Origin of the sequence: Kitasatospora aureofaciens, assembly GCF_001188955.3 — a bacterium.
In the GTDB taxonomy this organism is placed as follows: Bacteria; Actinomycetota; Actinomycetes; order Streptomycetales; family Streptomycetaceae; genus Kitasatospora; species Kitasatospora aureofaciens.
Genome location: NZ_JPRF03000014.1, coordinates 165,227 through 188,533 on the forward strand (window position 1 = coordinate 165,227; position 23,307 = coordinate 188,533).

Annotated in this window: 21 protein-coding genes, 1 pseudogene and 1 riboswitch; of the genes and pseudogenes, 14 read left to right on the forward strand and 8 right to left on the reverse strand. The window is 73.4% G+C overall.

Annotated elements, in window-relative coordinates:
* Positions 1–17 precede the first annotated feature (17 nt).
* The 3 genes from HS99_RS07800 (at position 18) to HS99_RS07810 (ending at position 2,047) form a co-directional block, all read left to right on the forward strand.
* Complete coding sequence (locus tag HS99_RS07800; RefSeq protein WP_030554980.1) at positions 18–767, forward strand: IclR family transcriptional regulator; 750 nt, start codon at positions 18–20, stop codon at positions 765–767.
* 29 nt (positions 768–796) lie between these two features.
* The gene (locus tag HS99_RS07805; protein WP_030288392.1) at positions 797–1,216 is read left to right on the forward strand and encodes a RidA family protein; all 420 of its coding nucleotides are present in this window, start codon (positions 797–799) and stop codon (positions 1,214–1,216) included.
* 117 nt (positions 1,217–1,333) lie between these two features.
* Positions 1,334–2,047: a DUF2470 domain-containing protein gene (locus HS99_RS07810; protein ID WP_030554982.1), complete on the forward strand. Its 714-nt coding sequence runs from the start codon at positions 1,334–1,336 to the stop codon at positions 2,045–2,047.
* 382 nt (positions 2,048–2,429) lie between these two features.
* On the opposite strand, the pseudogene HS99_RS46395 reads toward HS99_RS07810, so the two are convergent.
* Positions 2,430–2,795, reverse strand: a pseudogene (locus tag HS99_RS46395) (M23 family metallopeptidase); the annotation flags it as partial.
* A 206-nt stretch (positions 2,796–3,001) separates the two neighbouring features.
* A riboswitch (cyclic di-AMP (ydaO/yuaA leader) is annotated at positions 3,002–3,179 on the reverse strand.
* Between the two features lie 317 nt (positions 3,180–3,496).
* Here HS99_RS46395 and HS99_RS07820 point away from each other — a divergent pair.
* Positions 3,497–5,035, forward strand: a complete 1,539-nt coding sequence (locus tag HS99_RS07820) for an MFS transporter (RefSeq protein WP_030288387.1) — start codon at positions 3,497–3,499, stop codon at positions 5,033–5,035.
* A gap of 28 nt (positions 5,036–5,063) precedes the next feature.
* Here the strand turns inward: HS99_RS07820 and purB are convergent, their stop codons facing one another.
* Positions 5,064–6,503, reverse strand: a complete 1,440-nt coding sequence (purB, locus tag HS99_RS07825; RefSeq protein ID WP_197697957.1) for an adenylosuccinate lyase — start codon at positions 6,501–6,503, stop codon at positions 5,064–5,066.
* Positions 6,504–6,705: 202 nt separating this feature from the next.
* Between purB and HS99_RS07830 the strand changes: the two genes are divergently transcribed.
* Positions 6,706–8,832: a HelD family protein gene (locus HS99_RS07830; RefSeq protein ID WP_037830797.1), complete on the forward strand. Its 2,127-nt coding sequence runs from the start codon at positions 6,706–6,708 to the stop codon at positions 8,830–8,832.
* 19 nt (positions 8,833–8,851) lie between these two features.
* Here HS99_RS07830 and HS99_RS07835 read toward each other — a convergent pair whose 3' ends face one another.
* From HS99_RS07835 to HS99_RS07845, 3 genes are all read right to left on the reverse strand, one after another.
* Positions 8,852–9,310: a MarR family winged helix-turn-helix transcriptional regulator gene (locus HS99_RS07835; RefSeq protein WP_030288381.1), complete on the reverse strand. Its 459-nt coding sequence runs from the start codon at positions 9,308–9,310 to the stop codon at positions 8,852–8,854.
* A gap of 103 nt (positions 9,311–9,413) precedes the next feature.
* Entirely contained in the window at positions 9,414–9,806 is a 393-nt protein-coding gene (locus HS99_RS07840) for a DUF3037 domain-containing protein (RefSeq protein ID WP_030288379.1), read from the reverse strand.
* 32 nt (positions 9,807–9,838) lie between these two features.
* Positions 9,839–10,594: a HipA family kinase gene (locus HS99_RS07845; RefSeq protein WP_030554991.1), complete on the reverse strand. Its 756-nt coding sequence runs from the start codon at positions 10,592–10,594 to the stop codon at positions 9,839–9,841.
* A gap of 146 nt (positions 10,595–10,740) precedes the next feature.
* Between HS99_RS07845 and HS99_RS07850 the strand changes: the two genes are divergently transcribed.
* Positions 10,741–12,099, forward strand: coding sequence for an NAD(P)/FAD-dependent oxidoreductase (locus HS99_RS07850; protein ID WP_030554993.1), 1,359 nt, complete (start codon positions 10,741–10,743; stop codon positions 12,097–12,099).
* Between the two features lie 130 nt (positions 12,100–12,229).
* Here the strand turns inward: HS99_RS07850 and HS99_RS07855 are convergent, their stop codons facing one another.
* A complete protein-coding gene (locus HS99_RS07855) occupies positions 12,230–13,564 on the reverse strand; it encodes an aminotransferase class I/II-fold pyridoxal phosphate-dependent enzyme (RefSeq protein WP_078867545.1) in 1,335 nt (444 codons plus the stop codon).
* A 34-nt stretch (positions 13,565–13,598) separates the two neighbouring features.
* On the opposite strand from HS99_RS07855, the gene HS99_RS07860 reads away from it, so the two are divergent.
* The 6 genes from HS99_RS07860 to HS99_RS07885 all read left to right on the forward strand — a co-directional run bounded on the left by HS99_RS07860 (position 13,599) and on the right by HS99_RS07885 (position 19,257).
* Positions 13,599–14,273, forward strand: a complete 675-nt coding sequence (locus HS99_RS07860) for a pyridoxamine 5'-phosphate oxidase family protein (protein ID WP_030288370.1) — start codon at positions 13,599–13,601, stop codon at positions 14,271–14,273.
* Positions 14,274–14,286: 13 nt separating this feature from the next.
* Positions 14,287–14,991 carry an FMN-binding negative transcriptional regulator gene (locus tag HS99_RS07865; protein ID WP_046385492.1) on the forward strand — a complete coding sequence of 235 codons (705 nt, stop codon included), beginning with the start codon at positions 14,287–14,289 and terminating at the stop codon, positions 14,989–14,991.
* Positions 14,992–15,107: 116 nt separating this feature from the next.
* Positions 15,108–16,520, forward strand: coding sequence for a sugar porter family MFS transporter (locus tag HS99_RS07870; protein WP_030554999.1), 1,413 nt, complete (start codon positions 15,108–15,110; stop codon positions 16,518–16,520).
* A 55-nt stretch (positions 16,521–16,575) separates the two neighbouring features.
* Positions 16,576–17,277: a dienelactone hydrolase family protein gene (locus HS99_RS07875; RefSeq protein ID WP_030288364.1), complete on the forward strand. Its 702-nt coding sequence runs from the start codon at positions 16,576–16,578 to the stop codon at positions 17,275–17,277.
* A gap of 69 nt (positions 17,278–17,346) precedes the next feature.
* The gene (locus HS99_RS07880; protein WP_030288362.1) at positions 17,347–18,621 is read left to right on the forward strand and encodes an MFS transporter; all 1,275 of its coding nucleotides are present in this window, start codon (positions 17,347–17,349) and stop codon (positions 18,619–18,621) included.
* A 99-nt stretch (positions 18,622–18,720) separates the two neighbouring features.
* Positions 18,721–19,257 (forward strand): HAD domain-containing protein, encoded by a 537-nt coding sequence (locus tag HS99_RS07885; protein WP_030288360.1) that lies wholly within the window; start codon positions 18,721–18,723, stop codon positions 19,255–19,257.
* Here the strand turns inward: HS99_RS07885 and HS99_RS07890 are convergent.
* Both HS99_RS07890 and HS99_RS07895 read right to left on the reverse strand, forming a co-directional pair.
* The gene (locus tag HS99_RS07890; protein ID WP_037830789.1) at positions 19,235–20,023 is read right to left on the reverse strand and encodes a CPBP family intramembrane glutamic endopeptidase; all 789 of its coding nucleotides are present in this window, start codon (positions 20,021–20,023) and stop codon (positions 19,235–19,237) included. The genes HS99_RS07885 and HS99_RS07890 overlap by 23 nt on opposite strands.
* 80 nt (positions 20,024–20,103) lie before the next feature.
* Positions 20,104–21,609, reverse strand: coding sequence for a glutamate-cysteine ligase family protein (locus HS99_RS07895; protein WP_030288356.1), 1,506 nt, complete (start codon positions 21,607–21,609; stop codon positions 20,104–20,106).
* A 378-nt stretch (positions 21,610–21,987) separates the two neighbouring features.
* On the opposite strand from HS99_RS07895, the gene HS99_RS07900 reads away from it, so the two are divergent.
* Positions 21,988–22,566 (forward strand): hypothetical protein, encoded by a 579-nt coding sequence (locus tag HS99_RS07900; RefSeq protein ID WP_030288354.1) that lies wholly within the window; start codon positions 21,988–21,990, stop codon positions 22,564–22,566.
* Between the two features lie 423 nt (positions 22,567–22,989).
* Positions 22,990–23,181 carry a DUF5999 family protein gene (locus tag HS99_RS07905; protein WP_030288352.1) on the forward strand — a complete coding sequence of 64 codons (192 nt, stop codon included), beginning with the start codon at positions 22,990–22,992 and terminating at the stop codon, positions 23,179–23,181.
* Positions 23,182–23,307: the final 126 nt, after the last annotated feature.

Sequence of the window (23,307 nt, forward strand, 5' to 3'; positions counted from 1 at the left end):
ACCGGAGCCCGAGCCCGATGAGCCAGACCGTCACCCGCGCCCTGCGCATCCTCGCCCAGCTCGGCGAGGGCGAGCGCTCCCTCGACCAGCTGGCCGAGGTCCTCGGCGTGCACAAGACCACCGTGCTCCGGCTGCTCCAGAGCCTCGAGGAGGAACGGTTCGTCTACCGCGACGCGGCGTACCGCTACCACCTCGGCGCCGGCCTGTTCGCGCTCTCCGGCCTCGCCCTGGAGCAGCGCGGCATCCGCCGGATCGCCGCCCCGCACCTCGCCGAGCTGAACAACGCCACCGGCCAGACCGTGCACCTGGCGGCCTACGAGGGTGGCGAGGTGGTCTACATCGACAAGTTCGACTCCCGTCACCCGGTCAGGATGTACTCCCGGATCGGCCTGCGCGCCGCCCTGCACAGCGCCGCCGTGTCCAAGGTGCTGCTGGCCGACCTCCCGCTGCCCGAACGCCGCCGGGTGGTGGCCGGGATCGACTTCGCCCCGCACACCGAACGCACCCTCACCACGCCCGAGGCGCTGCTCGCCGAGCTGGAGAAGGTCGCCGCCCAGGGCTGGGCGCAGGACCACGCCGAGCACGAGGCCTTCATCAACTGCGTCGCCGCCCCGATCCGGGACGCCACCGGCCGGGTCGTCGCCGCCGCGTCCATCTCCGTCCCCGACGTCGTTCTCCCGTACGAGCAGGTGCTGGACCTCCTCCCGCAGCTGCTCGCCACCGCGCGCGCCGTCTCGGCCGACTGCGGCCGCCCCGAGGCCATCTGACCGACCGCACCGGATCCACAAGGAGCCCCATGTCCCCCGCGTCCTCCGACAAGACCGAGATCCGTACCGAGGGCGCCCCCGCCCCCGCCTGGATGTTCTCCCAGGGCGTCCGCAAGGGCCCGATCCTCCAGGTCTCCGGCCAGGGCCCGCAGGACCCGGCGACCGGCGAGTACCTCCACCACGGCGACGTGAAGGCGCAGACCCGCCGCACCCTGGAGAACGTCAAGGCCATCGTCGAGGCGGGCGGCGCCACCATCGAGGACGTGGTGATGTTCCGCGTCTACCTGACCGAGCGCGCCGACTTCCCGCTGATGAACGAGGCCTACGCCGAGTTCATCGAGGAGAACATCCCGCCGGGCGGGGTGAAGCCCTGCCGCACCACGGTGTTCGTCGAACTCCCCCAGGAGCCCATGCTGGTGGAGATCGACGCCCAGGCCGTCGTCGTCTGACCCGCTACCAGAGCCGCGAGGGCCCGGACGCCACCACGGCGCCCGGGCCCTCGCGCACTTGCCACCGCCCCACCGGGATATTAGGTTAGCCTCACCTAACTATCAGGAGGTTCGCCCATGAACTCGTCCGAGGCCGAGGTGCCCGAGCCCACCACCGCTGACCGGGTCCACAGCCTGCTCAGCGCGACCTCCTCACTCACCGTCCGCGCCCTCGGCGAGCACCATGACCTGGACACCCCGATCTCCGTCCACGGGTCCCGGCTGCGCCTGCGCGCCCCGCTGGACGCCCCGCTGACCGCGGCCGCGGCCGCCGCCGCCGACGGCCTGGCCGTCGTGCTCGACGTCACCGACGTCTCCCCCGTCGCCGTCCGCGACCGCATCCGCGCCCGGCTCACCCTGGCCGGCCGACTGCACCTGGCCCACCTCGCCGACGACGGCCTGAGCGTCCACCTGCGGGTGGACGTCGCCCATGCCGTCCTCGCCACCCCGTACGGAACCGGCGCACTCACCGCCGCCGACCTCGCCCTCGCCACCCCGGACCCGCTGGCCCGCCACGAGGCCGCGCTGCTCACCCACCTGGCCGACGACCACGCCGACGCCCTCGAGCTGCTCACCGGACTGCTCGACCCAGCCCTGCTCACCCACCACCCGGCCGTCCGCCCGCTCGCCCTGGACCGCCACGGCCTGGTACTGCGCCTGGACCACTCGCACGGGCACCGCGACGTCCGCCTGGTCTTCCCCGAACCCGCCTGCGACACCGAGGACTTCGGCCACCGGATGCACGAGCTGCTCACCGCCGCCCAGCACGGCCTGCCGGTCCACCGAAGCTGAGGCCCGAGTCACGCTCCGCCGCGTCCTCCAGCACGATCCGCCCCATCCGCGCGTACAGCTCCGGCCGCCGGCGCCGAAGCACCGGCGCAGTAGCGATCCATCCAGTAGAAGCGATTCTCACCGCAGGAAACAGCCGAGTTGACGCCATGCTCGAAACACCGAACACCGAACACCGAACACCGAACGCCGCACGGGACCGGAAACGGCAATGGCCGGCCCGGCTCCGGGGGGAGGTGTCCCGTGGAGCCGGGCCGGCTGTGGGCGTGTCCCGCGCCCAGGTCCACTGCCGCGGCGATCATCCGGTCGAGCGGTCACCCGACATGACCATCCCGGAGGATCGATTCGCCCCCGCGGCAGCGGTGGTTCCTGAAACCCGGTCGGGTCAGAGCGCGACGCCGTGCGCCCGCAGGTAGGTGACCGGGTTGATGTCCGAGCCGTAGTTCGGACCGGTGCGGATCTCGAAGTGCAGGTGCGGGCCGGTCACGTTGCCGGTGGCGCCGGAGCGGCCGAGCTGCTGACCGGCGGTGACGCTCTGGCCGACCTTCACACCGATCAAGGACAGGTGCGCGTACTGCGCGTACTTGCCGTCCGCGAGCTTGATCTCGACCTGGTTGCCGTAGGCACCGCCGTTGCCGGCCTGCACGACGACGCCGTTGGCGACCGCGCGCACCGGGGTGCCGGTGGAGCAGACGAAGTCCTGGCCGGTGTGGTGGCCGGAGGCCCACATCGAACCGGCCACGCCGTAGGCCTCGCCCAGCACCGGCTTGGCCAGCGGAGCGACGTAGCCGGCGGTGGCGACCCGAACGGCCGGAGCGGCGGCGGCCTGCCCACTCATCGTGGTCACCAGCGGCAGGACGAAGGAGGCACCGGCGACGGCGGTGGCGATGCCGACGCGGGCGGCACGGGGCAGGGCGAAACGGGGCAGGACGAAACGACGAGCCTGTGCAGGCATGGGATTTTCCTCTCCGACGCCTGCGAGGTGAGCTGTCGGGTTCGGGCTGGAGTTGCCCGGCCGCATGTGCGGCTTCACCCCGAGCCGGTCCTGGACGTCCGCGCCGTGAAAAGCGCGAACTCCGATCCGGCGACTTACCTGTGGGTCCCCCGCTCCTGCCGTACAGAGCTCAGTTCGAACCACCGGGCAGCGGCAGGACTCGGCGTTCCACCCGGCGGATCCGTCCGGACTGGCCGGGCGGTCGCTGAACTAAAACTCATCCGTTCGGGTGAAGCAATGTCGATCTCTTGAACGGGCAACCCATCCGCTGAGCCCGGTGACCCCTCGCATGGTCCGCTGCACCGTACGTGCACAATCCATTCACCGCGCGCCACTGATCCACGACGGTGCGCCGATCACCGCGCCCGTGCGCGACCGCCCCGTCACGCGGTGTCGCCGACCGACACACCGCCCGGTGACCCTTGTCACGTCCGCCCCACCGGGCGCAGGATCGGGCCGTGGCCACCTCTGAAGCCGGCTCCCTGCGCCTGGGCACCGCACAGGGACGCTGGGTACTGCTCGCGACGGTGCTCGGTTCCAGCATGGCGATGCTCGACGGCACCGTGGTGAACGTCGCCCTGCCCCGGATCGGCACCGACCTCGGCGCCTCCCTCGCCTCCCTGCAATGGACCCTGAACGCCTATCTGCTCACCCTGGCGGGCCTGATCCTGCTCGGCGGCGCGCTCGGCGACCGCTACGGGCGGCGCAGGGTCTTCCTGATCGGGGTGATCTGGTTCGCCGCCGCCTCCGCGGCCTGCGCCGCCGCCCCGACCATCCACGTGCTGATCGCCGCCCGCGCCGTCCAGGGCATCGGCGGAGCCCTGCTCACCCCTGGCTCGCTCGCCATGCTCCAGGCCGTCTTCCACCCTGACGACCGATCGGCCGCGGTGGGCCTGTGGTCCGGCCTTGGCGGGGTGTCGGCGGCCATCGGCCCCTTCCTCGGCGGCTGGCTGGTGGACGGGCCCGGCTGGCGCTGGATCTTCCTGCTGAACCTGCCGCTGGCGGCCGCGGTGATCGCCGTCACCTCCCGGTACGTCCCGGAGAGCCGGGACGAGACCGCGACCGGCCGCTTCGACGTGCCCGGCGCACTGCTCGCCGCGCTCGCCCTCGGCGCGATCACCTACGCGCTCACCGCCGCCGGGGAGGGGCTGTCCCCCGGCGTCTGGGTCAGCGGCGCGCTCGGCCTGCTGCTGGCCGCCGCGTTCGTGGCCGTCGAACGACGGGCCCCCGATCCGATGCTGCCGCTCGGGCTGTTCTCCTCCCGGCTGTTCACCGCGGTGAACCTGGTCACCCTGTGCGTCTACGCGGCGTTCAGCGGGGTCTTCTTCCTGCTGGTGGTGCAGCTGCAGATCGTCTCCGGCTTCTCGCCACTGGTCTCCGGTTTCGCCCTGGTGCCGATCACGCTGCTGATGCTGACCCTGTCCGCGCGCGCCGGGCGACTCGGCAAGCGGATCGGCCCGCGCGTCCCGCTCACCGTCGGCCCGCTGCTGTGCGCAGCCGGGGTGTTGCTGATGCTGCGCATCGGCCCCGGCTCCTCCTACTGGGCGGACGTGCTGCCCGCGGTCGCGGTGATGGGTTCCGGGATGACCCTGCTGGTCGCGCCGCTGACCGCCACCGTGCTGGCCGCCGTCGAGGTGCGGCACGCGGGCATCGCCAGCGGCGTCAACAACGCCGCCGCGCGGGCGGCCGGCCTGCTCGCGGTGGCAGCCCTCCCGGCAATGGCCGGGCTGAGCGGCGACGCCTACCGCGTGCCCTCCTCGGTGGACTCCGCCTTCCACACCGCGATGCTGATCTGCGCGGGCCTGCTGGCCGGCGGTGGACTGATCGCCTCCGTCACCGTCCGGGGCAACGTGCTCGCGCCCGAGGAGCAGCCGGTGGCCGAGCCGAACTGCGACTGGCCGTGCTCCACCACCACCCCGCCCTTCGACCCCGGACACGCCCGGACGCCAGAGGGCCCCGCCACCGGAACGGCGGCAGGGCCCTCGTCGGAGAACTGAGGCTCCGTCAGCTGAGGCTGATGTTCCGTCAGAGGATGTCGGCGGGCGCGTACTTGGCCGCATCGGGGTAGGCCGCCGCGACGGCCTCCACCTGGCGGACGACCTCGGCGACCTGCGCCCCGGCCGCGCCGGTGAAGGACAGCTTGTCGGCCAGCAGCGCGTCCAACGCGGCCCGGTCCAGCGGGATGCGCTCGTCGGCGGCGAGGCGGTCCAGCAGCTCGTTCTCCCGGGCGCCCGCGCGCATCGCCAGCGCGGAGGCGACGGCGTGCTCCTTGATGACCTCGTGGCCGGCCTCCCGGCCGACGCCCGCGCGCACCGCACCCATCAGCACCTTGGTGGTGGCCAGGAACGGCAGGTAGCGGTCCAGCTCGGCCTCGACCACGGCCGGGAAGGCGCCGAACTCGTCCAGGACGGTCAGGAAGGTCTCCAGCAGGCCGTCGAAGGCGAAGAAGGCGTCCGGCAGCGCGACCCGGCGCACCACCGAGCAGGAGACGTCGCCCTCGTTCCACTGGTCGCCGGCCAGCTCGCCGGTCATCGAGGCGTAACCGCGCAGGATGACGGCCAGGCCGTTGACGCGCTCGCAGGAGCGGGTGTTCATCTTGTGCGGCATCGCGGAGGAGCCGACCTGGCCCTCCTTGAAGCCCTCCGTCACCAGCTCGTGGCCGGCCATCAGACGGATGGTCTTGGCCAGGCTGGACGGCGCGGCGGCCAGCTGGACGAGAGCGGTGAGCACCTCGAAGTCCAGCGAGCGGGGGTAGACCTGGCCGACGCTGGTCAGCACGTTCTCGAAGCCGAGGTGCGCGGCGACCCGGCGCTCCAGCTCCGCCAGCTTGTCGGTGTCGCCGCCGAGCAGGTCCAGCATGTCCTGAGCGGTGCCGACCGGGCCCTTGATCCCGCGCAGCGGGTAGCGGGCGATCAGCTCCTCCAGGCGGCGGAAGGCGACCAGCAGCTCGTCGGTGATCGACGCGAAGCGCTTGCCCAGCGTGGTGGCCTGCGCGGCCACGTTGTGCGAGCGGCCGGCCATGACCAGCTCTGAGTGCTGGGCGGCCAGGTCGGCCAGGCGCACCAGGACGGCGACCGTACGGTCCCGGACGTGCTCCAGGGACTGGCGGATCTGCAGCTGCTCGACGTTCTCGGTCAGATCCCGGGAGGTCATGCCCTTGTGGATCTGCTCGTGGCCGGCGAGTTCGCTGAACTCCTCGATCCGGGCCTTCACGTCGTGGCGGGTGATCCGCTCACGGGCGGCGATCGAGCCGAGGTCGACCTGGTCGATCACCCGCTCGTAGTCTGCGACGGCGTTCGCGGGCACCTCGACACCGAGGTCCTGCTGGGCCTTCAGGACGGCGAGCCACAGGTGGCGCTCGAGGACCACCTTGTGCTCGGGGGACCACAGCTGGGCCAGGGTCGCCGAGGCGTACCGGGAGGCCAGGACATTGGGGATCTGGGGCTTCGCGCTCACGCTTCGCAAGCCTAACAGCCGAGGTCACGCCGAACGCAGGCGGATGGGGTACGCTGAGTCGGTTCAACACCTATCGGAACGCACTCTATAAACTCCTCACCGCAAGGATACCACACCGATGTACGGAACTCCAGCGGAACCCACGGAGCCCAAGGAACCCGCCGACCCCGCGGAATCTGCGGAACCCACCGAACCGGCACTCGCCGAAGCGATGCGCATCGAACAGGCCCACCTCGACCTGCTCTACCGCCACCTGGACACCGCCCGGGAACGCGCCCACCGCACCAGCGCCGGCGCCCACCACGGCGCGGCCGCCGGCGGCACCCACCAGGCCCGGCTGGAACGCGAGGTCCGTGCCCGCGAGGCCGCCCGCCACGCCGCCCGCCTCGACGCGGTGGAACGCGGCCTCTGCTTCGGCCGCCTGGACGAGCGCGACGGCACCGTCCACCACATCGGCCGCACCGGCCTGACCGACGAGGCGTACGAACCGCTGCTGCTCGACTGGCGCGCCCCCGCCGCCCGCCCGTTCTACACCGCGACCCCCGCCCACCCGGGCACCGTGGTGCGCCGCCGCCACCTGCACACCGAGGGCCGCACCGTCACCGGTCTGGACGACGAGGCGCTCGACCTCGCCGGGCTGGACGAGTCCGGCCGCCGCGCCCTGGTCGGCGAGGCCGCACTGCTCGCCGCACTCGCCCGCGAGCGCACCGGCCGGATGGCTACCGCCGTCGCCACCATCCAGGCCGAGCAGGACCGGGTGATCCGCTCCCCGCTGCCCGGCGCGCTGGTCGTCCAGGGAGGGCCCGGGACGGGCAAGACCCTCGCCGCCCTGCACCGCGCCGCCTACCTGCTGTTCACCCACCGCGCCGCGCTGGAGCGCCGCGGCGTGCTGGTCATCGGCCCCACCACGGGCTTCCTGCGCTACATCGAGGAGGTGCTGCCCGCGCTCGGCGAGACCGAGGTGGTGCTGCGCACCGTCGGCGAACTCTTCCCCGACGTCACCACGGCCCGCACCGACGCCCCTGCCACGGCCGTCGCCAAGGGCGGCCCGTGGATGACCGAGGTGCTCCGGCGCGCCGTCGCCGCCCACCAGTCGGCGCCCGCCGAGGGCATCGACCTGGGCGACGGGCTGCGCGTCTCCGCCCGCGCGTGCGCCCAGGCCCGGGACGCCGCCCGCGGCCTGCGGGCGCCGCACAACCGGGCCCGCACCCACTACCTGCGCACCCTGCTGGACGCCCTGGCCATCGCCCAGGCGCTCTCCCTCGGCCGTCCGTACGACGAGGAGGAGGCGCACTACGCCCCGCGCGAGCTGTGGGCCCGGGAGGACGTCCGCGCCGCGCTCGACCCACTCTGGCCCGCTCTCACCCCGCGGCAGCTCGTCGAACGGCTCCTCACCGACGGGGAGTTGCTCGCCGAGGTCGCCCCCGAGCACGCGGCCGCCCTGCTCCGCCCGCCCGGCTCGCCCTGGACGGTCGAGGACGTCCCGCTGCTGGACGAGGCCGCCGAACTCCTCGGCGACCTCCACCCGACGGACCGGACCGGGTCCGCGACCGGGTTCGCGACCGAGACCTCGACCGAGGCCGGGGCCGCAACCGAGGACGAGGAAGAACTCGCCTTCGCCCAGGGTGTGTTGACCATCACCGGCCAGACCGACGACGCCCTGCTCGACGCCGCCGCACTGGCCGGGCGGTTCCGCGAGGACAGCCCGTACCGCTCCACCGCCGAACGCGCCGGCGCCGACCGGACCTGGGCGTACGGCCACGTCGTGGTGGACGAGGCGCAGGAACTCTCCGCGATGGCCTGGCGCACCGTCCTGCGCCGCATCCCGACCAACTCGCTCACCGTCGTGGGCGATCTCGCCCAGACCGGATCGCCCGCCGGCGCCCGCAGTTGGGCCCAGATGCTCGACCCGCACCTGCCCGGACGCTGGCGCGAGGAGCGGCTCACCGTGAACTACCGTACGCCGGAGCCGATCATGGCCCTCGCCGCCGCCGTGCTGCGCACCGCCGCCCCCGGGCAGCAGCCGCCCGAGTCCGCCCGCCCGGGCACCGACCGGCCGCGCGCCGTCCCCGTCCCGGACGGCGATTTCGCCGCCGCACTGGCCGAACTTCCCGCGCCTGTCGGCACCTTGGGCGTCATCGCGCCGGACGGAAAGGCACCGGCCCTGGGCGCGCTGACGGTCACGGCGGCCAAGGGCCTGGAGTTCGACAACGTCGTGGTGGTCGAGCCGGCCGCGCTGGCCCCGCGGGACCTGTACGTCGCACTCACCCGCGCGACCCGCACGCTCACCCTGCTGCACCACCGGCCGTTGCCACCGGAACTCGCCGGAGCGCTCTGAACCGCGGGCGGGCGGCCGGCTACTGCTGCGCGCCGCCCGTCCGGCCAGCCAGCACCGGCAGGACCTGCCCGCAGATCGAGTGCAACGCGACCCGCTGCTCGTCGGTCATCGCCTCGAAGGCCTGGTGGGTGCGGGCCATCTCGCTGCGGATGCGGCTCAGGATGTCCCGGCCCTCGGCCGTGATCACCACGATCTTCACCCGGCGGTCACCGGCGGCCGCCTCCCGGTTGGCCAGGCCCAGCGACTCCAGCCGGTCCACGATCCCGGTCACGTTCGACGCGTCGCAGCCCAGCCGCCCGGCCAGCGCCCGCATCGGCACCGGCTCCTGCACCGCACCCAGCGCCTTGGCCTGCGAGGAGGACAGCCCGTGCCGGGCCGCGGCCGCCGCGAAGTCCTGGAAGTACGCGGCGCCGACGGCGGCCAACGCCTCCATCAGTTCGGCGTTGGTCGGTACGGTCGTCGTCGAGGTCGAACCCATGGGGCCAGCGTACGACCGAGTGCTTCAGTAACTCAAGCTTTGACCACGGCAACCGTCCGCGAGCCAGCTCACACTCCGCCGGACGAGCAGTCCCGGAAAGTCCTCAGAGCACGAGCTGGTCGAACAGCCGCCGCAGTTCGGCGTCCGCGTCCGCCGTCAGCCCGGTGTGCACCGGCCCCGGCTGGACGATCGCGCTGCGCGGCGCGGTCAGCCAGCGGAACCGCTGCCCGGGGCTGTCCGAGGCCGCCGGACCGGCCTGCGGCCCGCCCAGGCAGACCGCCTCGATCCCCTGCAGCGCCCGGCGCACCCCCTGCACGTCCGCCACCGGGTCCAGCGCCAGCAGCCGGGCCTGGTCCAGGTGGGTGCGGGCCGCCAGGTGGGCGCTCTGCCGGCAGTACAGCAGCACCCCCACGTTCACGCACTCGCCCCGCTCGACCCGCGGCACCGCCCGGATCACGGCGTACTCGTAGTCGTGCAGCTCGACGACGGCCGGCAGCCCGGCCGACGGTCCGCCCGACAGCGGCTGGTTCACGCGGACACCTCCGGCAACCAGTCACGCGGACCGGCCAGTCGCTCGATCAGCTGGGCGCGATACGCGGCGCGCACGTCCTCGGGCGAGTCGAAGCCGAACTCGTCCACCAGCCACACCTCGGGGATCTGCGCCACGGCCGCCTCCACCGCCGCCTCCGCGAGCGGCGCGAGCGCCTTGTCCGCCGCCGCCAAATCCGGCCGGGCCCGCAGCAGCGCGTGGTCGGACGCGTCGTACGGGCGGCGCACCCAGCCGGCCGCGCCGGCCCAGTTGTGGTGGAAGATCAGGCTCGCGCCGTGGTCGATCAGCCGCAGACCGCCGGTCGCCACCAGCAGGTTGGGGTTGCGCCAGGAGCGGTCGACGTTGCCGATCAGCGCGTCGAACCAGAGCACCTGCCCGGCCAGTTCGGGGTCCACCTCGAAGCACAGCGGGTCGAAGTTGAGCGCGCCGCTGACGAAGGCCATCCCGAGGTTGGTCCCGCCGCTGGCCCGCATCTGGTCCTGGATCTGGTGGTCCGGCTCGCTGCGGGCGAGCACCGGGTCCAGGTCGATCGTCACCAGCTCCGGCACCGGCAGCCCGAGCCGCCGCCCCAACTCCCCGGCCAGCACCTCCGCCACCAACGCCTTCCGGCCCTGCGCCGCACCGACCCATTTCAGCGCGTACAGCCGCCGGTCGTCGGCCTCGACCAGGCCCGGCATCGAGCCGCCTTCTCGCAGTGGCGTCACATAGCGGACCGCCGTCACCTCGGGGAGCACGCCCGACAGCTTATCGGTGCCGTCCTCCTCTCCCTTCCCCCCGACCCCTTCCGCCCCGCCCCGGTGGCAGGCCCCGCTGCTCCGTGCGAGTGTGGCGGACAGTAATGGGGACCTTCCGGTACGACCCGCATGACAAGGGATGAGCGATGGAACGACCTCGGATCCTGATCGTGGGCGGCGGCTTCGCAGGCCTGGAGTGCGCCCGCCGTCTCGAACGCAAACTCTCGCCGTCGGAGGCCGAGATCACGCTGGTCACGCCGTTCAGCTACCAGCTGTACCTCCCCCTCCTGCCGCACGTCGCCGCCGGCGTCCTCACCCCGCAGTCCGTGGCCGTGTCCCTGCGCCGGAGCCTGCGCCGCACCCACATCGTCCCCGGCGGCGCGATCGGCGTGGACCCGGCCTCCAGGGTGTGCGTGGTCCGCAAGGTCACCGACGAGGTGATCGCCCAGAAGTACGACATCCTGGTGCTCGCCCCCGGCAGCGTCACCCGCACCTTCGACATCCCCGGCCTGACCGACTACGCCCGTGGCATGAAGACGCTCGCCGAGGCGGCCTACGTCCGCGACCACGTGATCGCCCAACTCGACCTCGCCTCGGCCACCCTGGACCAGCGGGAGCGCGAGTCCCGGCTGCAGTTCGTGGTGGTCGGCGGCGGCTACGCGGGCACCGAGACGGCCGCCTGCCTCCAGCGCCTCACCACCGCCGCGGCCCGCCGCTACCCGCGCCTGGACGCCGGCCAGATCAAGTGGCACCTGATCGACATCGCCCCCAAGCTGATGCCCGAGCTAGGCGACCCGCTGGGCGCCGCCGCCCTGGAGGTGCTGCGGGAGCGCGGCATCGAGGTGTCGCTGGGCGTCTCGGTGGCCGAAGTCGGCGCCGAGACGGTCAAGTTCACCGACGGCCGGGTGCTCCCCTGCCGCACCCTGATCTGGACGGCCGGCGTGGCCGCGAGCCCGCTGATCGGCACCCTGGACGCGGAGACGGTCCGCGGCCGGCTCGCCGTCACGGCGGAGATGCGGGTGCCGCAGTTCGAGGGGGTGTTCGCACTCGGTGACGCGGCCGCCGTCCCGGACCTCGCCAAGGGCGACGGCGCGGTCTGCCCGCCCACCGCCCAGCACTCGGCCCGTCAGGGCCGCGCGGTGGCCGACAACGTGATCGCCTCGCTCCACAACCAGCCCCTGGAACCGTACTACCACAAGGACCTGGGCCTGGTGGTCGACCTCGGCGGCAAGGACGCGGTCTCCAAGCCGATAGGCGTCGAACTGCGCGGCGTACCGGCCCAGTTGGTGGCCCGCGGCTACCACCTGATGGCGATGCGCACCAATGTGGCCAAGCTGCGGGTGGGCGCGAACTGGCTGATGAACGCGACCGCCGGGGACGACTTCGTCCGCATCGGCTTCCTCGCCCGCCAGCCGGCCCGGCTCCAGGACTTCGAGTACACCGACGCCTATCTGTCGAGGGACCAGGTCCGCGCCCACGCCCAGTCCCTGCTGGCCAAGGGCTGAGCGGAGCAGTGCGCCCCGGCGCCCCGCCACGGTGAGGAACCACCGCGGCGGGGCGCCGAAGCACGCGCGGCCGAGCGCGTGCACCCGTCAGCGCGCCGCCAGGACCAGGGCCCCGTCCCGAGGCCCTGGCTCACACCAGCCGGGACCCTCCCCCGCCCGAGCCCAGGACCTCCGCCAGGTCCTCCGCCAGCCGCCGCGCGTCGGCGGCCTCCAGCCGCGCCGCGGTGAACCGCAGCCCGGGCGGCGACTGGATCCGGTACCGCGCCCCCGGGGCCGCCACCCAGCCGCGCTGCACCAGCGCCGCCAGCGCCGAGGTCTCGTCCGGCACCGGCACCCAGACGTTCAGCCCGCTCACCCCGTGCGCCTCGATGCCGCGCGCCGCCAGCTCGCCCAACAGCGCCTCCCGGCGCGTCCGGTAGGCGGCGGCCACGCTCGCGGCGGGCGCCGCGTCGGTGCGCCACAGCTCGGCGACGGTGCGCTGAAGCAGGTGGCTGACCCAGCCCGCGCCCAGCCGCAGCCGCCCGGCCACCCGCCCGACCGTCTCCTCGTCGCCGACCATCACCGACACCCGCAGGTCCGGCCCGTACGCCTTGGCGGCCGAGCGCACCACCGCCCAGTGCCGCGGTCCGGCGCCGACCAGCGGGTGGTACGGCTGGTCGACCATGCCGTGCCCGTGGTCGTCCTCGATCAGCAGCACCCCGGGGTGCCCGGCCAGGACGGCCCGCAGCGCCGCGGCCCGGCGGGCGGTGAGGGCCGCGCCGGTCGGGTTCTGCGCCCGGCTGGTCACCACCACGGCGCGGGCGCCCTCGGCCAGCGCCGCGGCCAGCGAGTCGGGCAGCAGTCCCTGGTCGTCCAGCCGGACCGGCTCGGGCCGCAGCCCCATCGCGGGCAGCAGGTCGAGCAGGCTGCCCCAGCCCGGGTCCTCGACCGCCACCGCGTCACCGGGGCGCAGCCAGGCTCCGAGGGCGCGCTCCACGGTGTCCAGTGCGCCGGAGGCGACGGCGATCGGGCCGTGCAGCCCGTCGGCCTCGAAGGACGTGCGGGCGAGGTCGAGCAGTCCGGCGTCGATGCGCGGGTGCCCGTACAGCACGGGTTCGGCCCGCAGGGCCTCGGCGGCGGCCGCGAGGGCCGGGCCGAGGTCGGGCAGCAGGGCCGGGTCGGGGTTGCCGGTGGACAGGTCGCTGGCCTGGGCGGGGACGGGGATGCGGATCAGGTCGCGCGGGGTGAGCGCGGGCCTGGGGAGGATCCGGCTGCCCTTGCGGCCGGCCGTCTCGATCACGCCGCGGTCGCGCAGCAACCGGTACGCCGCGGCCACGGTGTTCGGGTTGACGCCGAGTTCGGCGGCGAGGTCGCGCAGCGGGGGCAGCGCGGTTCCTGGTGCGAGCTGCCCGCTGCTCACGCCCTGTTCGATGTGGGCCGCGATTTCGCTGGCGCGTCGCCCTTTCAGCGGATAGTCTCCTAGCACAAAGCAGATTATGCACTAGTACATAGAGGTTGTCATGTCGACCACGCCGACGAACACCGGTGACACCAGCTACTCCCGCACGCCGCGCACCACCCCCACCCGTTACAAGGACCGCGCCACCTGGGAGAAGGAGGCGATCCACGCCATCCTCGACGAGGCCTACGTCTGCCATCTCGGGTTCGTCGCCGACGGCGCCCCCGTCGTCCTCCCGACGGTCTTCGCCCGGGTCGGCAGCCGGCTCTACGTCCACGGCTCCACCGGCAGCCGTCCGATGCGCGGCGCCTCCGACGAGCAGGGCATGCAGGTCTGCGTCACCGTCACCCACGTCGACGCCCTGGTGCTGACCAAGTCCGCGTTCAACCACTCGGTGAACTTCCGCTCGGTGGTCGCCCACGGCACCGCGTACCAAGTCACCGACCCCGAGGAGCTGGACGTCGCGCTGGCCGCTCTGGTCGACCAGGTCGTCCCGGGCCGCTCCGGGGGGATCCGCCCGGCCAACCCCAAGGAGCTCGCCGCCACCGCCGTGATCCGGCTGGAGCTCGACGAGGTCTCGGCCAAGACCCGCTCGGACGGCGCCAACGACGACCCGGAGGACGCCGACCTGCCGCACTGGTCCGGCATCGTCCCGGTCACCACCGTGCACGGCACCCCCGAGCCGTACGACCGGAACATCCCGCTCCCCGCGCACATGCGCCGCTTCCCGCGCTGAGGAAGGCCCACCGATGCTGATCAGGTCCTGGGACCGCGGCGACGAGGACGAATGGCGAGCCTGGCTGGCCGAGGGCCGCGACTTCGGCCTGCTCGCCGCCAACGGCGGCCCCGACGAGGGCCCGGTGCTCGTCCCCACGCACTTCCTGCTGGACGCCGGGCGCGGCGAGATCCTGCTCCACCTCGCCACGCCCAACCCGCTGCTGGCAGCCGTCCGGGCCGACCCGAACGTCACCCTCGCGGTCACCGACGGCTACGCCTTCGCCCCCGGGCACTGGCGCGGTGAGCCCGGCACGCCCACCAGTTACTACGCCTCCGTCCACTTCCACTGCACCGCCGAGGTGGTCGAGTCCGCCGAGGGCAAGGCGGAGATCCTCAACCGCCAGCTGGCGCACTTCCAGCCGGAGACCCCGGACGTGCGGGTGGTCCCCGGCGCGAACGAGTTCGGCCGGCTGCTGTCCGGCCTGCGCGGGCTCCGCCTGACGGTCCGCGAGGTGCGCGCCAAGTTCAAGTACGACGACAAGAAGCCCGCCGAGGCGCAGTACGCGATCGCCGACCGGCTCGCCGAGCGCGCCGAGGGTCCGCCCGGTCGCCGCGACCAGGACGCCGCCGCCCGCACCCAGTTGCTGCGCCGCCACCAGCGGCGCATCGCCCGGGCGGGTGGCGCCCCCGGAGCGGCCGGCGCGCGGCGCACGTCCAGGCCCCACGCCGCCGACTGACTCCGTTTCACCCGTTCGGGTCCCCAACGCGGGCAGGCCGGCCGCCGCGCTGCTCGAATGTGAGACGAGTCCTGCCCAGCCGTCAGAAGCGGGCCCGTCCACCTCGGGGAGCGCGCGTGTCCACAGCCCACAGCCAACGGGCGTCCGGCGAGGCCCACCTCGGGCACGTCATCTTCATCTCGGCGGCCGCCGCGATGGGCGGCTTCCTGTTCGGTTACGACAGCGCCGTGATCAACGGCGCTGTGACCGGCATCCAGAAGCACTTCGCGGTGGGCAACGGCACCACCGCCTTCGTGGTGGCCATCGCGCTGCTGGGCTCGGCAGTCGGCGCGGTGGTCGCCGGCCGGCTCGCCGACCACCTCGGACGGGTCCGCACGATGCTGCTGGCCGCCACGCTGTTCGCGGCCAGCGGCGTCGGCTCGATGTTCCCGCCGAACATCGAGGCGCTCGCCGCCTGGCGCGTGGTCGGCGGCATCGCGATCGGCATCGCCTCGGTGATCGCGCCCACCTACATCGCCGAGGTCGCCCCCACCGCCTATCGCGGCCGGCTCGCCTCCTTCCAGCAGATGGCGATCGTGCTCGGCATCACCGTCTCCCAGCTCGCCAACTGGGCGCTCAACCAGGCCGCCGGCGGCGAGTCCACCGGCCACCTCGGCGGCATCCAGGCCTGGCAGTGGATGCTCGGCGTCGAGACCATCCCGGCCCTGGTGTACGGCCTGATGGCGCTCGCCATCCCGGAGTCGCCGCGCTACCTGATCGCCGACCACCGCGAGGCGCAGGCCCGTAAGGTGCTGGTCGAGGTCGAGGGCGAGGACGTCGACCTGGACGCCCGGGTGGCGGAGATCCGCGCGGTGCTGGCGTCCACCCACAAGCCCCGGCCCAAGGACCTGCTCGGCGGTCGCTTCGGACTGCTGCCGATCGTCTGGGTCGGCATCGGCGCCTCGGTGTTCCAGCAGTTCGTCGGCATCAACGTGATCTTCTACTACTCCTCCTTCCTGTGGCAGTCGGTCGGCATCAACGAGTCCAACTCGCTGCTGATCAGCCTCTCCACCTCGATCATCAACGTGATCGGCACGGTGATCGCGATGGTCCTGGTGGACCGGATCGGCCGCAAGCCGCTGGCCCTGGCGGGCTCCACCGGCATGGCGCTCGCGCTGGCCACCGCCGCCTGGGCGTTCTCCTACCGCAGGGGCACCGGCGCCACCGCCACCCTCGACAACACCCACGCCACCGTCGCCCTGATCGCCGCGCACGTGTTCGTGCTCTGCTTCGCCTTCTCCTGGGGCGTGGTGGTCTGGGTCCTGCTCGGCGAGATGTTCCCCAACCGGATCCGCGCGCTGGCCCTGTCGGTCGCCGCCTCGGCCCAGTGGATCGCCAACTGGGCCATCACGGTCAGCTTCCCCGACCTCGCCGACTGGAACCTCTCCGCCACGTACGTCATCTACGCGGCCTTCGCGCTGCTCTCCATCCCGTTCGTGGCCTTCTGCATCAGGGAGACCAAGGGCCGCGCCCTGGAGGAGATGGGCTGAGCGAGCGCCCCCGCACACCCACGCCGCACGCGGCCCGACCCACCGAGAGGAAGCCATGCCTGACCAGGGCGGCTCCCGGCAGAACGTCAGCTTCCCGAGCAACGGCCGCACCGCGCACGGGTACCTGGCCCGCCCTCCGCAGGGGGTCGGGCCCGGCCTGGTGGTGGTGCAGGAGTGGTGGGGGCTCACCTCGCACATCGCCGACATGGCCGACCGCTTCGCCGCCGAGGGGTTCACCGTCCTCGCCCCCGACCTGTTCGGCGGCGCCACCACCCACGACAGCGCCGAGGCCGCCCGGCTCAAGCGCGAGCTCCCCGTGGAACAGGCCGTCGCGGACCTCGCCGGCGCGGTCGACTTCCTGCTCGGGCTGGACGGCGTGGTCGGCGACGCGGTCGGCGCGGTCGGCTTCTGCATGGGCGGCGGCTTCGCCCTGCTACTGGCCGCCCGGGCCGGCGACCGGGTCGCCGCCGTTGTCCCGTTCTACGGCCTCCCGCCCGACCCGGACTTCGACTACCGCGGCCTGACCGCCCACGTCCTCGGCCACTTCGGCGAACTCGACCGCGCGAACCCGATGGACGCCGTGGACGAGGCCGCGATCCGGATCGGCGAGGCCACCGACGTCCGCCCCGAGATCCACTTCTACCCGGCCGGGCACGCCTTCATGAACGACGAGAACCCGCTGGGCACCTACGACCCGCTCCAGGCCCGGATCGCCTGGCGGCGCACCCTCACCTTTCTCCGGGGGCACCTGGGCTGACGCCCCGCCCGGCCGGAACCGGCCCGAAAACCGGATGACACCTGTACGAACTCCGGCGATAGTCGCTGGGTGCCGACCCCACACCCCCGCCGCCTCGCCTGGGCGAGCCGCAACTTCCGCATCCAGACCGCCGCCACGGTGGTCAGCGGCCTCGGCAACGCCGGCGCCCCCATCGCCACCGCCTTCGCCGTCCTCGGGAACGGCGGCACCACCGCCGAGGTCGGCTACGTCACCGCCGCCCGACTGCTGCCCACCGTACTGCTCCTGGTGGTCGGCGGCACCCTCGCCGACCGGCTGCCGCGCCACCGCATCATGGTCGCCGCCAACCTGTTCAGCGCCGCCGCCCAGGCCGTCCTGGCCGTCCTGGTCCTGGCCGGGGACGTCCGGCTGTGGCAGCTGCTGGTGCTCTCCGCCGCCGGCGGCGCCGGCTACGCCCTCTACTCCCCGGCCGCCGGCGGCATGATCATGCAGGCCGTCCCCCAGGAGCACGCCAACCGGGCCTTCTCCGTGTTCCGGATGGGCCAGAACGGCTCCCAGATCGGCGGCGCCGCCCTCGGAGGCGGGCTCACCGCCGTGTGCGGCCCCGGCTGGGTGCTCGCACTGGACGCCTTCTGCTTCCTGGTCGCCGCCGTCCTGCGCTTCTTCCTGGCGCCCGAGGCCGCCCCCGCCCCCTCCGGCGGCAGCATGCTGCGCGACCTGCGCGAGGGATGGCGGGAGTTCTCCTCCCGCCGCTGGCTCTGGGTGGTCGTGGCGCAGTTCGCCGTCCTGGTCGCCTGCATCAACGCGGTCGAGTCGGTGTACGGCCCGGCCGTGGCCGACCAGCGGCTCGGCGGCGCGGGCGCCTGGGGCCTGGCGATGTCCGCCTACGGGGTCGGGCTGGTGGTCACCGGTCTGCTGATGGCGCGCTGGCGCCCCCGCCGGATCCTGCTGGTCGGCAACTGGGGCGTGTTCCTGTTCGGCGTCCCCGCCCTCGCCCTGGCCCTGGAGGCCCCGCTGCCGTTGCTGATCGCCGCGATGTTCCTCTCCGGCGTCGGCGTCACCGTCTTCGCCGTCAACTGGATGGTCGCGCTCCAGCAGGAGGTCCCGGAGGAGATGTTCTCCCGGGTCACCGCGTACGACGAGCTCGGCTCCTACTCACTGGCACCGGTCGGCACCGCGCTGGCCGGCCCCGCGGCGGTCGCGCTCGGCCTGTCCGGCGCGCTCTGGGCCTGCGCCGCGCTGTGCCTGGTGCTCAGTGCCGTCGTCCTGATCGACCCGCAGGTCCGCCGGCTCACCCGCCGCGACCCGCGGCGAAGCAGCCCGGACGCACCGGTGTCCGCCGTCGAGCCCGCGCCCGCGCCGTGAGCGCCCTGTGCGCCCCGCGTGCGCCCGCCGGCGAGCAACCACCGGTGCGCGTGGTTCGTCCGACCAGACAGGAAACACCGTCCACCTGGGGGCCCACCGGTGCCTAAGCCACTGCTGTTCCTGGATGTCGACGGGGTGCTGAACCCGGTCTGTCCGCATCCGGACGCCGGGTTCGACTCCCACACCCTGCTCGGCTACGCCGTCCTGCTCGCCGCCAAGCACGGCGTCTGGCTGCGCGAACTCGCCGGAGCGTACGAGCTGGTCTGGGCCACCACCTGGGAGGAGCACGCCAACACCCACATCGCCCCGGCGATCGGCCTGGACCCGCTCCCCTTCGTCCGCTTCACCGGGTACGTCCCCCAGCCCGGCGACCCGCGCGTCCCCCTGATGGAACTGTTCTCCGCCGCCAAGTGGGCCCCGCTGCTGCGCTACGCCGGGGGCCGCCCGTTCGCCTGGGTCGACGACGTCATCCCCTCCCGGCTGGTCCGCCGCTCCCTGTGGCGCCGCGACCGGCTGCTGCTGCCGATCGACCCGGGCCAGGGCCTGGAGCGCCGGCACGTCGAGCGCCTGCTGGCCCGCCCGCCGCGCAGCCACTCGCTGCCGGGACCGCAGGTCAGGGGGTCGGCAGCCAGCTGACGTGCCCGGCGAGCAGCGCGTACCCGACGAAGGCCACCGTGTCGATCAGCGCGTGCGCCGCCACCAGCGGCATCACCCGCCCCCAGCGCCGGTACAGCAGGCAGAACACCGCCCCCATCACCATGTTGCCGACCAGCCCGCCGACCCCCTGGTACAGGTGGTACGAGCCGCGCAGCACCGAGCTGGCCGCCACCGCGGCCGGCCAGGACCACCCCTGCTGCGCCAGCCGGCGCAGCAGGTAGCCGAGGACGACGACCTCCTCCAGGACCGCGTTCTGCCAGGCCGACAACACCAGCACCGGCACCCGCCACCACACGTCCGGCAGCCCCGAGGGCGCCACCGTCAGGTTGTACCCGGCCGCCTGCGAGGCCAGGTACAGGGCCAGCCCGGAGCCGCCGATCGCCGCCGCGACGCCCGCGCCCCGGCCGAGGTCGCGCAGCTTGTCCCGCAGGTCGAAGCCCAGCACCCGCAGCGAGGCGCCCTCGCGCACCAGCAGGTAGCCGACCAGCACCACCGGCATCAGCCCGCGCCCGATGTAGTACAGCTGCCACACCAGGTCCAGCCAGGGCCGCCCGGGCGCGCGCGAGCCGTTCAGCGTGGCGACCTGCTGGCCGAGCCGGAGCGGTTCGGTGAGCGAGCCCGCGAAGCTGATCAGGGCGCTGATCCCGCTGGCTCCGAGGGACAGGCCGAGGACGATCAGCAGTTCCACGCCGAGCAGCCGCCGGGTGCGCTCCGCGGTCTCCGGCACGGTCGGGCTGGTTGTCACGGGCGCTCCATCGAACGGACGATCGCTCCGGCGGTCGGCCGAAGACCGGAGCGATCATCCTGACACAGGGCGCGGACCCGTCAGCCGACCGGCCAGGTGTGCACCGGCTCGCCTCCGCGCATGTGCTCGGCGTAACGCCTGGTCATGGCGGCGAGCGCGGCCGGGCGGTCCATCCCGTACTGCTCGCGCAGCCGGTGGAAGGTGGCGCTCTGCCAGGCTGCGCCGTTGGTGCGGCGCAGGCAGCGCTGCTCGATGATCCCCAGGTAGCGGTCGCGGTCGGCGGGCTCCACGCCCCACTCGTCCAGCCCCTGGTGGGCCATCGGCAGCAGTTCGTTGAGGACCAGGTCGACCGCCGAGACCGTCTGCAGCCCGCCGCCCCGGCCCGCCCGGCCGGGGCGCGGCCACTGGAACACCGCGTCGATGCCGTAGCGGGCGCCCTGGCGGAAGTTCTCGTCCGCCCGCTCGAACGGCAGCCGGGTCCAGACCGGCCGGGGCTGTTCGGCGAGCACCCGCACCAGCCCGTAGTAGAAGGCGGCGTTGGCCAGGGTGTCGGCCACCGTCGGCCCGGCCGGCAGCGCCCGGTTCTCCACCCGCAGGTGGGCGACCCCGCCGGCGACGTCGTACACCGGCCGGTTCCAGCGGTAGATGGTGCCGTTGTGCAGCCGCATCTCGGCGAGCCTGGGCGCGCCGCCGGAGGTCAGCACCTTCAACGGGTCCTCGTCGTCGCAGATCGGCAGCAGCGCCGGGAAGTAGCGCAGGTTCTCCTCGAACAGGTCGTAGGCCGAGTCCACCCAGCGCTCCCCGAACCAGGTGATCGGGCGCACGCCCTGGGCCTTGAGCTCCGCCGAACGGGTGTCGCAGGCCTGCTGGAAGAGCACCGGGCGGGTCTCCCGCCACAGTTCCCGCCCGAACAGGAACGGGGAGTTGGCGCCCAGCGCGAGCTGCGGTCCGCAGATCGCCTGGGCGGCGTTCCAGACCGAGGAGAACCGCTCCGGGGTCACCTGGAGGTGCAGCTGCAAGGAGGTCGCGGCGGCCTCGGCCACCATGGTGATGGACTCCAGCTGGAGGTGTTCGACGCCCTCGATGTCCAGCGCGATGTCCTCCCCCCTGGCGGCCAGGATCTGGTCGCTGAGCAGGCTGTACCGCTGGTTGTGGCTCATCGCGTCGAGCCCGGTGTGGTCGCTCTCCAGGGTCGGCAGGATGCCCACCATGACGATCCGGGCGCCGGCCTCGGCCGCCTGCCGGTCGGCGTAGCGCAGCCCGGTGTCGATCTCCTCACGCAGTTCCTCGAAGACGTGCCCGCACAGCCGGTGCGGCACGATGTTGACCTCGATGTTGAACTGGCCCAGTTCGGTCTGGAAGTCGCTGGAGCCGATCGCGCTCAGCACCTGGGCGTTGCGCAGCACCGGCAGGCCCTGCTCGTCGGCCAGGTTGAGCTCGATCTCCAGGCCCATCACCGCCCGCGGCCGGTCGAAGCGGTCCTCGCGCAGCATCCGCCCGAGCGCGTCCAGACAGGCCTGGAGCTTGAGCCGGTACTGCTGCCGGTCCGCCAGATCCGCCCGAGTCGCCACGACCTTCTCGCCCACGGTCCCCTCCTCCTGAGACACCCGGCCGGTCGACCGTGCCAGCATCATGCCCACCTCGAAGATCGATACCCGAATGCTTGTACTGGCTTGCAATGCAAGGCATCTGACGGAAATTCAGACCATCTGCAGACTTGCCCGGCACCACGGCCTGTGATAAACAGATCACCCTGCGCATTTGTTCGATGAGTTCGCTGAGTTCGCACTGCGCGCCGACCGGTCCGTTCCCCATTCCTCGGCCCTCGCCGAGGACGGGCGACCGCGCCGGCGCCGCGATCCTGCACAACCGGACAAGGCCGGCCCCCGTCAGCGAAGACGCACCGCGCCGTGCCGGTATGCCGCACTCGCACGCCGATCTCGCTTGGAGAGGCGGACCCCGCCATGACCCTGCAGACCCCCCAGCCCCCACCGAGTGCCCTGCGCGCGGTCCTGGGCGCGCTCGACTCGGAGACCGCGCTGCGCCAGCCCGCCGCCGCAGCGCTCCGTCATCCGACCGGTCCGCTGCTTCCCGCGCACCCGCTCGCGGTGCACGTCCTGGACGGCCCCCATCCCGAACTGCCCGCCGCCCGTCGGACCGGCTGGCGCTTCCTGATCAAGCACGGCCCCGACGTGGCCGCCGCCGCCGAGGTGGTGCAGAGCGCGGAGGGCCACACCTTCTCCCACTTCACCGCCGGCCCGTACCTCTCCTCCACCGTCCGGGCGCTGCGCGAGGCCTGGCAGCTCGCCCAGGGCTCCCGCTCCCGCTGCCAGCCCCGGCTGCTCACCTTCCCCGGCCAGTACGCCACCGCGCTCTGGCTGCACAGCCCCGACGCCGGCCCGGGCGCCGACCTGCTCATCCCGCTGGCCCCGGCCCCGCTCGGGGTCACCGCGCACCGCGCCTACCCCGCCGCCGAGCTGCTCCCGCTGCTCACCCGCGCCCCGCTCGCCGGGCCGCCGCCGCTGCTGCTCGGCTCCTCCTGACCCGGCCGGGAGCCGAAGCACCGCACCGGCCGCCGGGCACCTCGCCCGGCGGCCCTCCGCCGTGCGCTCCGACGCCCCCGGACGGCCTCACCCGAACGGCTACCACCCGCTCGGGCCACCCGCCATGGCCCCACCGGGCCATGCCCTGGCTGACCCGGCGGTGCGCTTTTCCCCCCGGGCCCCACCTGAACGGGTGATCTCTGTCCGGGAGTTGTGGCGCATGTCACGAAATACCTGCGCGCGCGTCCGCGGATGCCGACACTGGGAACCAGCGTGGAAGGACCACCTATCCTACCCACTTGAGCGCCGGTCCACACCTGGTCGGCGCGCGGACAGGATCCGACCACCACGGCGGCTCCGGACGGCTCGACCTCCGGGGACCGCACCACGGGGAGGATCGCAGAGCGAAGCGAGGGTACGCGTATGTGCCAGCACCGTCCTGAGTGCCCGACGGCCGAGTCCGAGGACCGCGAAGCGGCCGTGCCGGTGGCCTGCCACCCGGAGCAGGGCTGGAGCCTGCTCTGCAACGGCGTCGTCCTGTTCGAGGACACCGGAGAGCTGCTGCCCGACGGCCGGGTGATCGCCCCGCGCCGCCCCGTCGCCCACGCGGCCTGAGCCCACGCGGCCCGACCCCGTACGGCCGGAACCGTACGGCCCGGGGCCGCGCCCGGCGGGGGCAGCCGCCGACCCGACCGCACGAAGCGCCGCGCAAGGCGCAACACGAAGGGCAGGGCCCCGGCG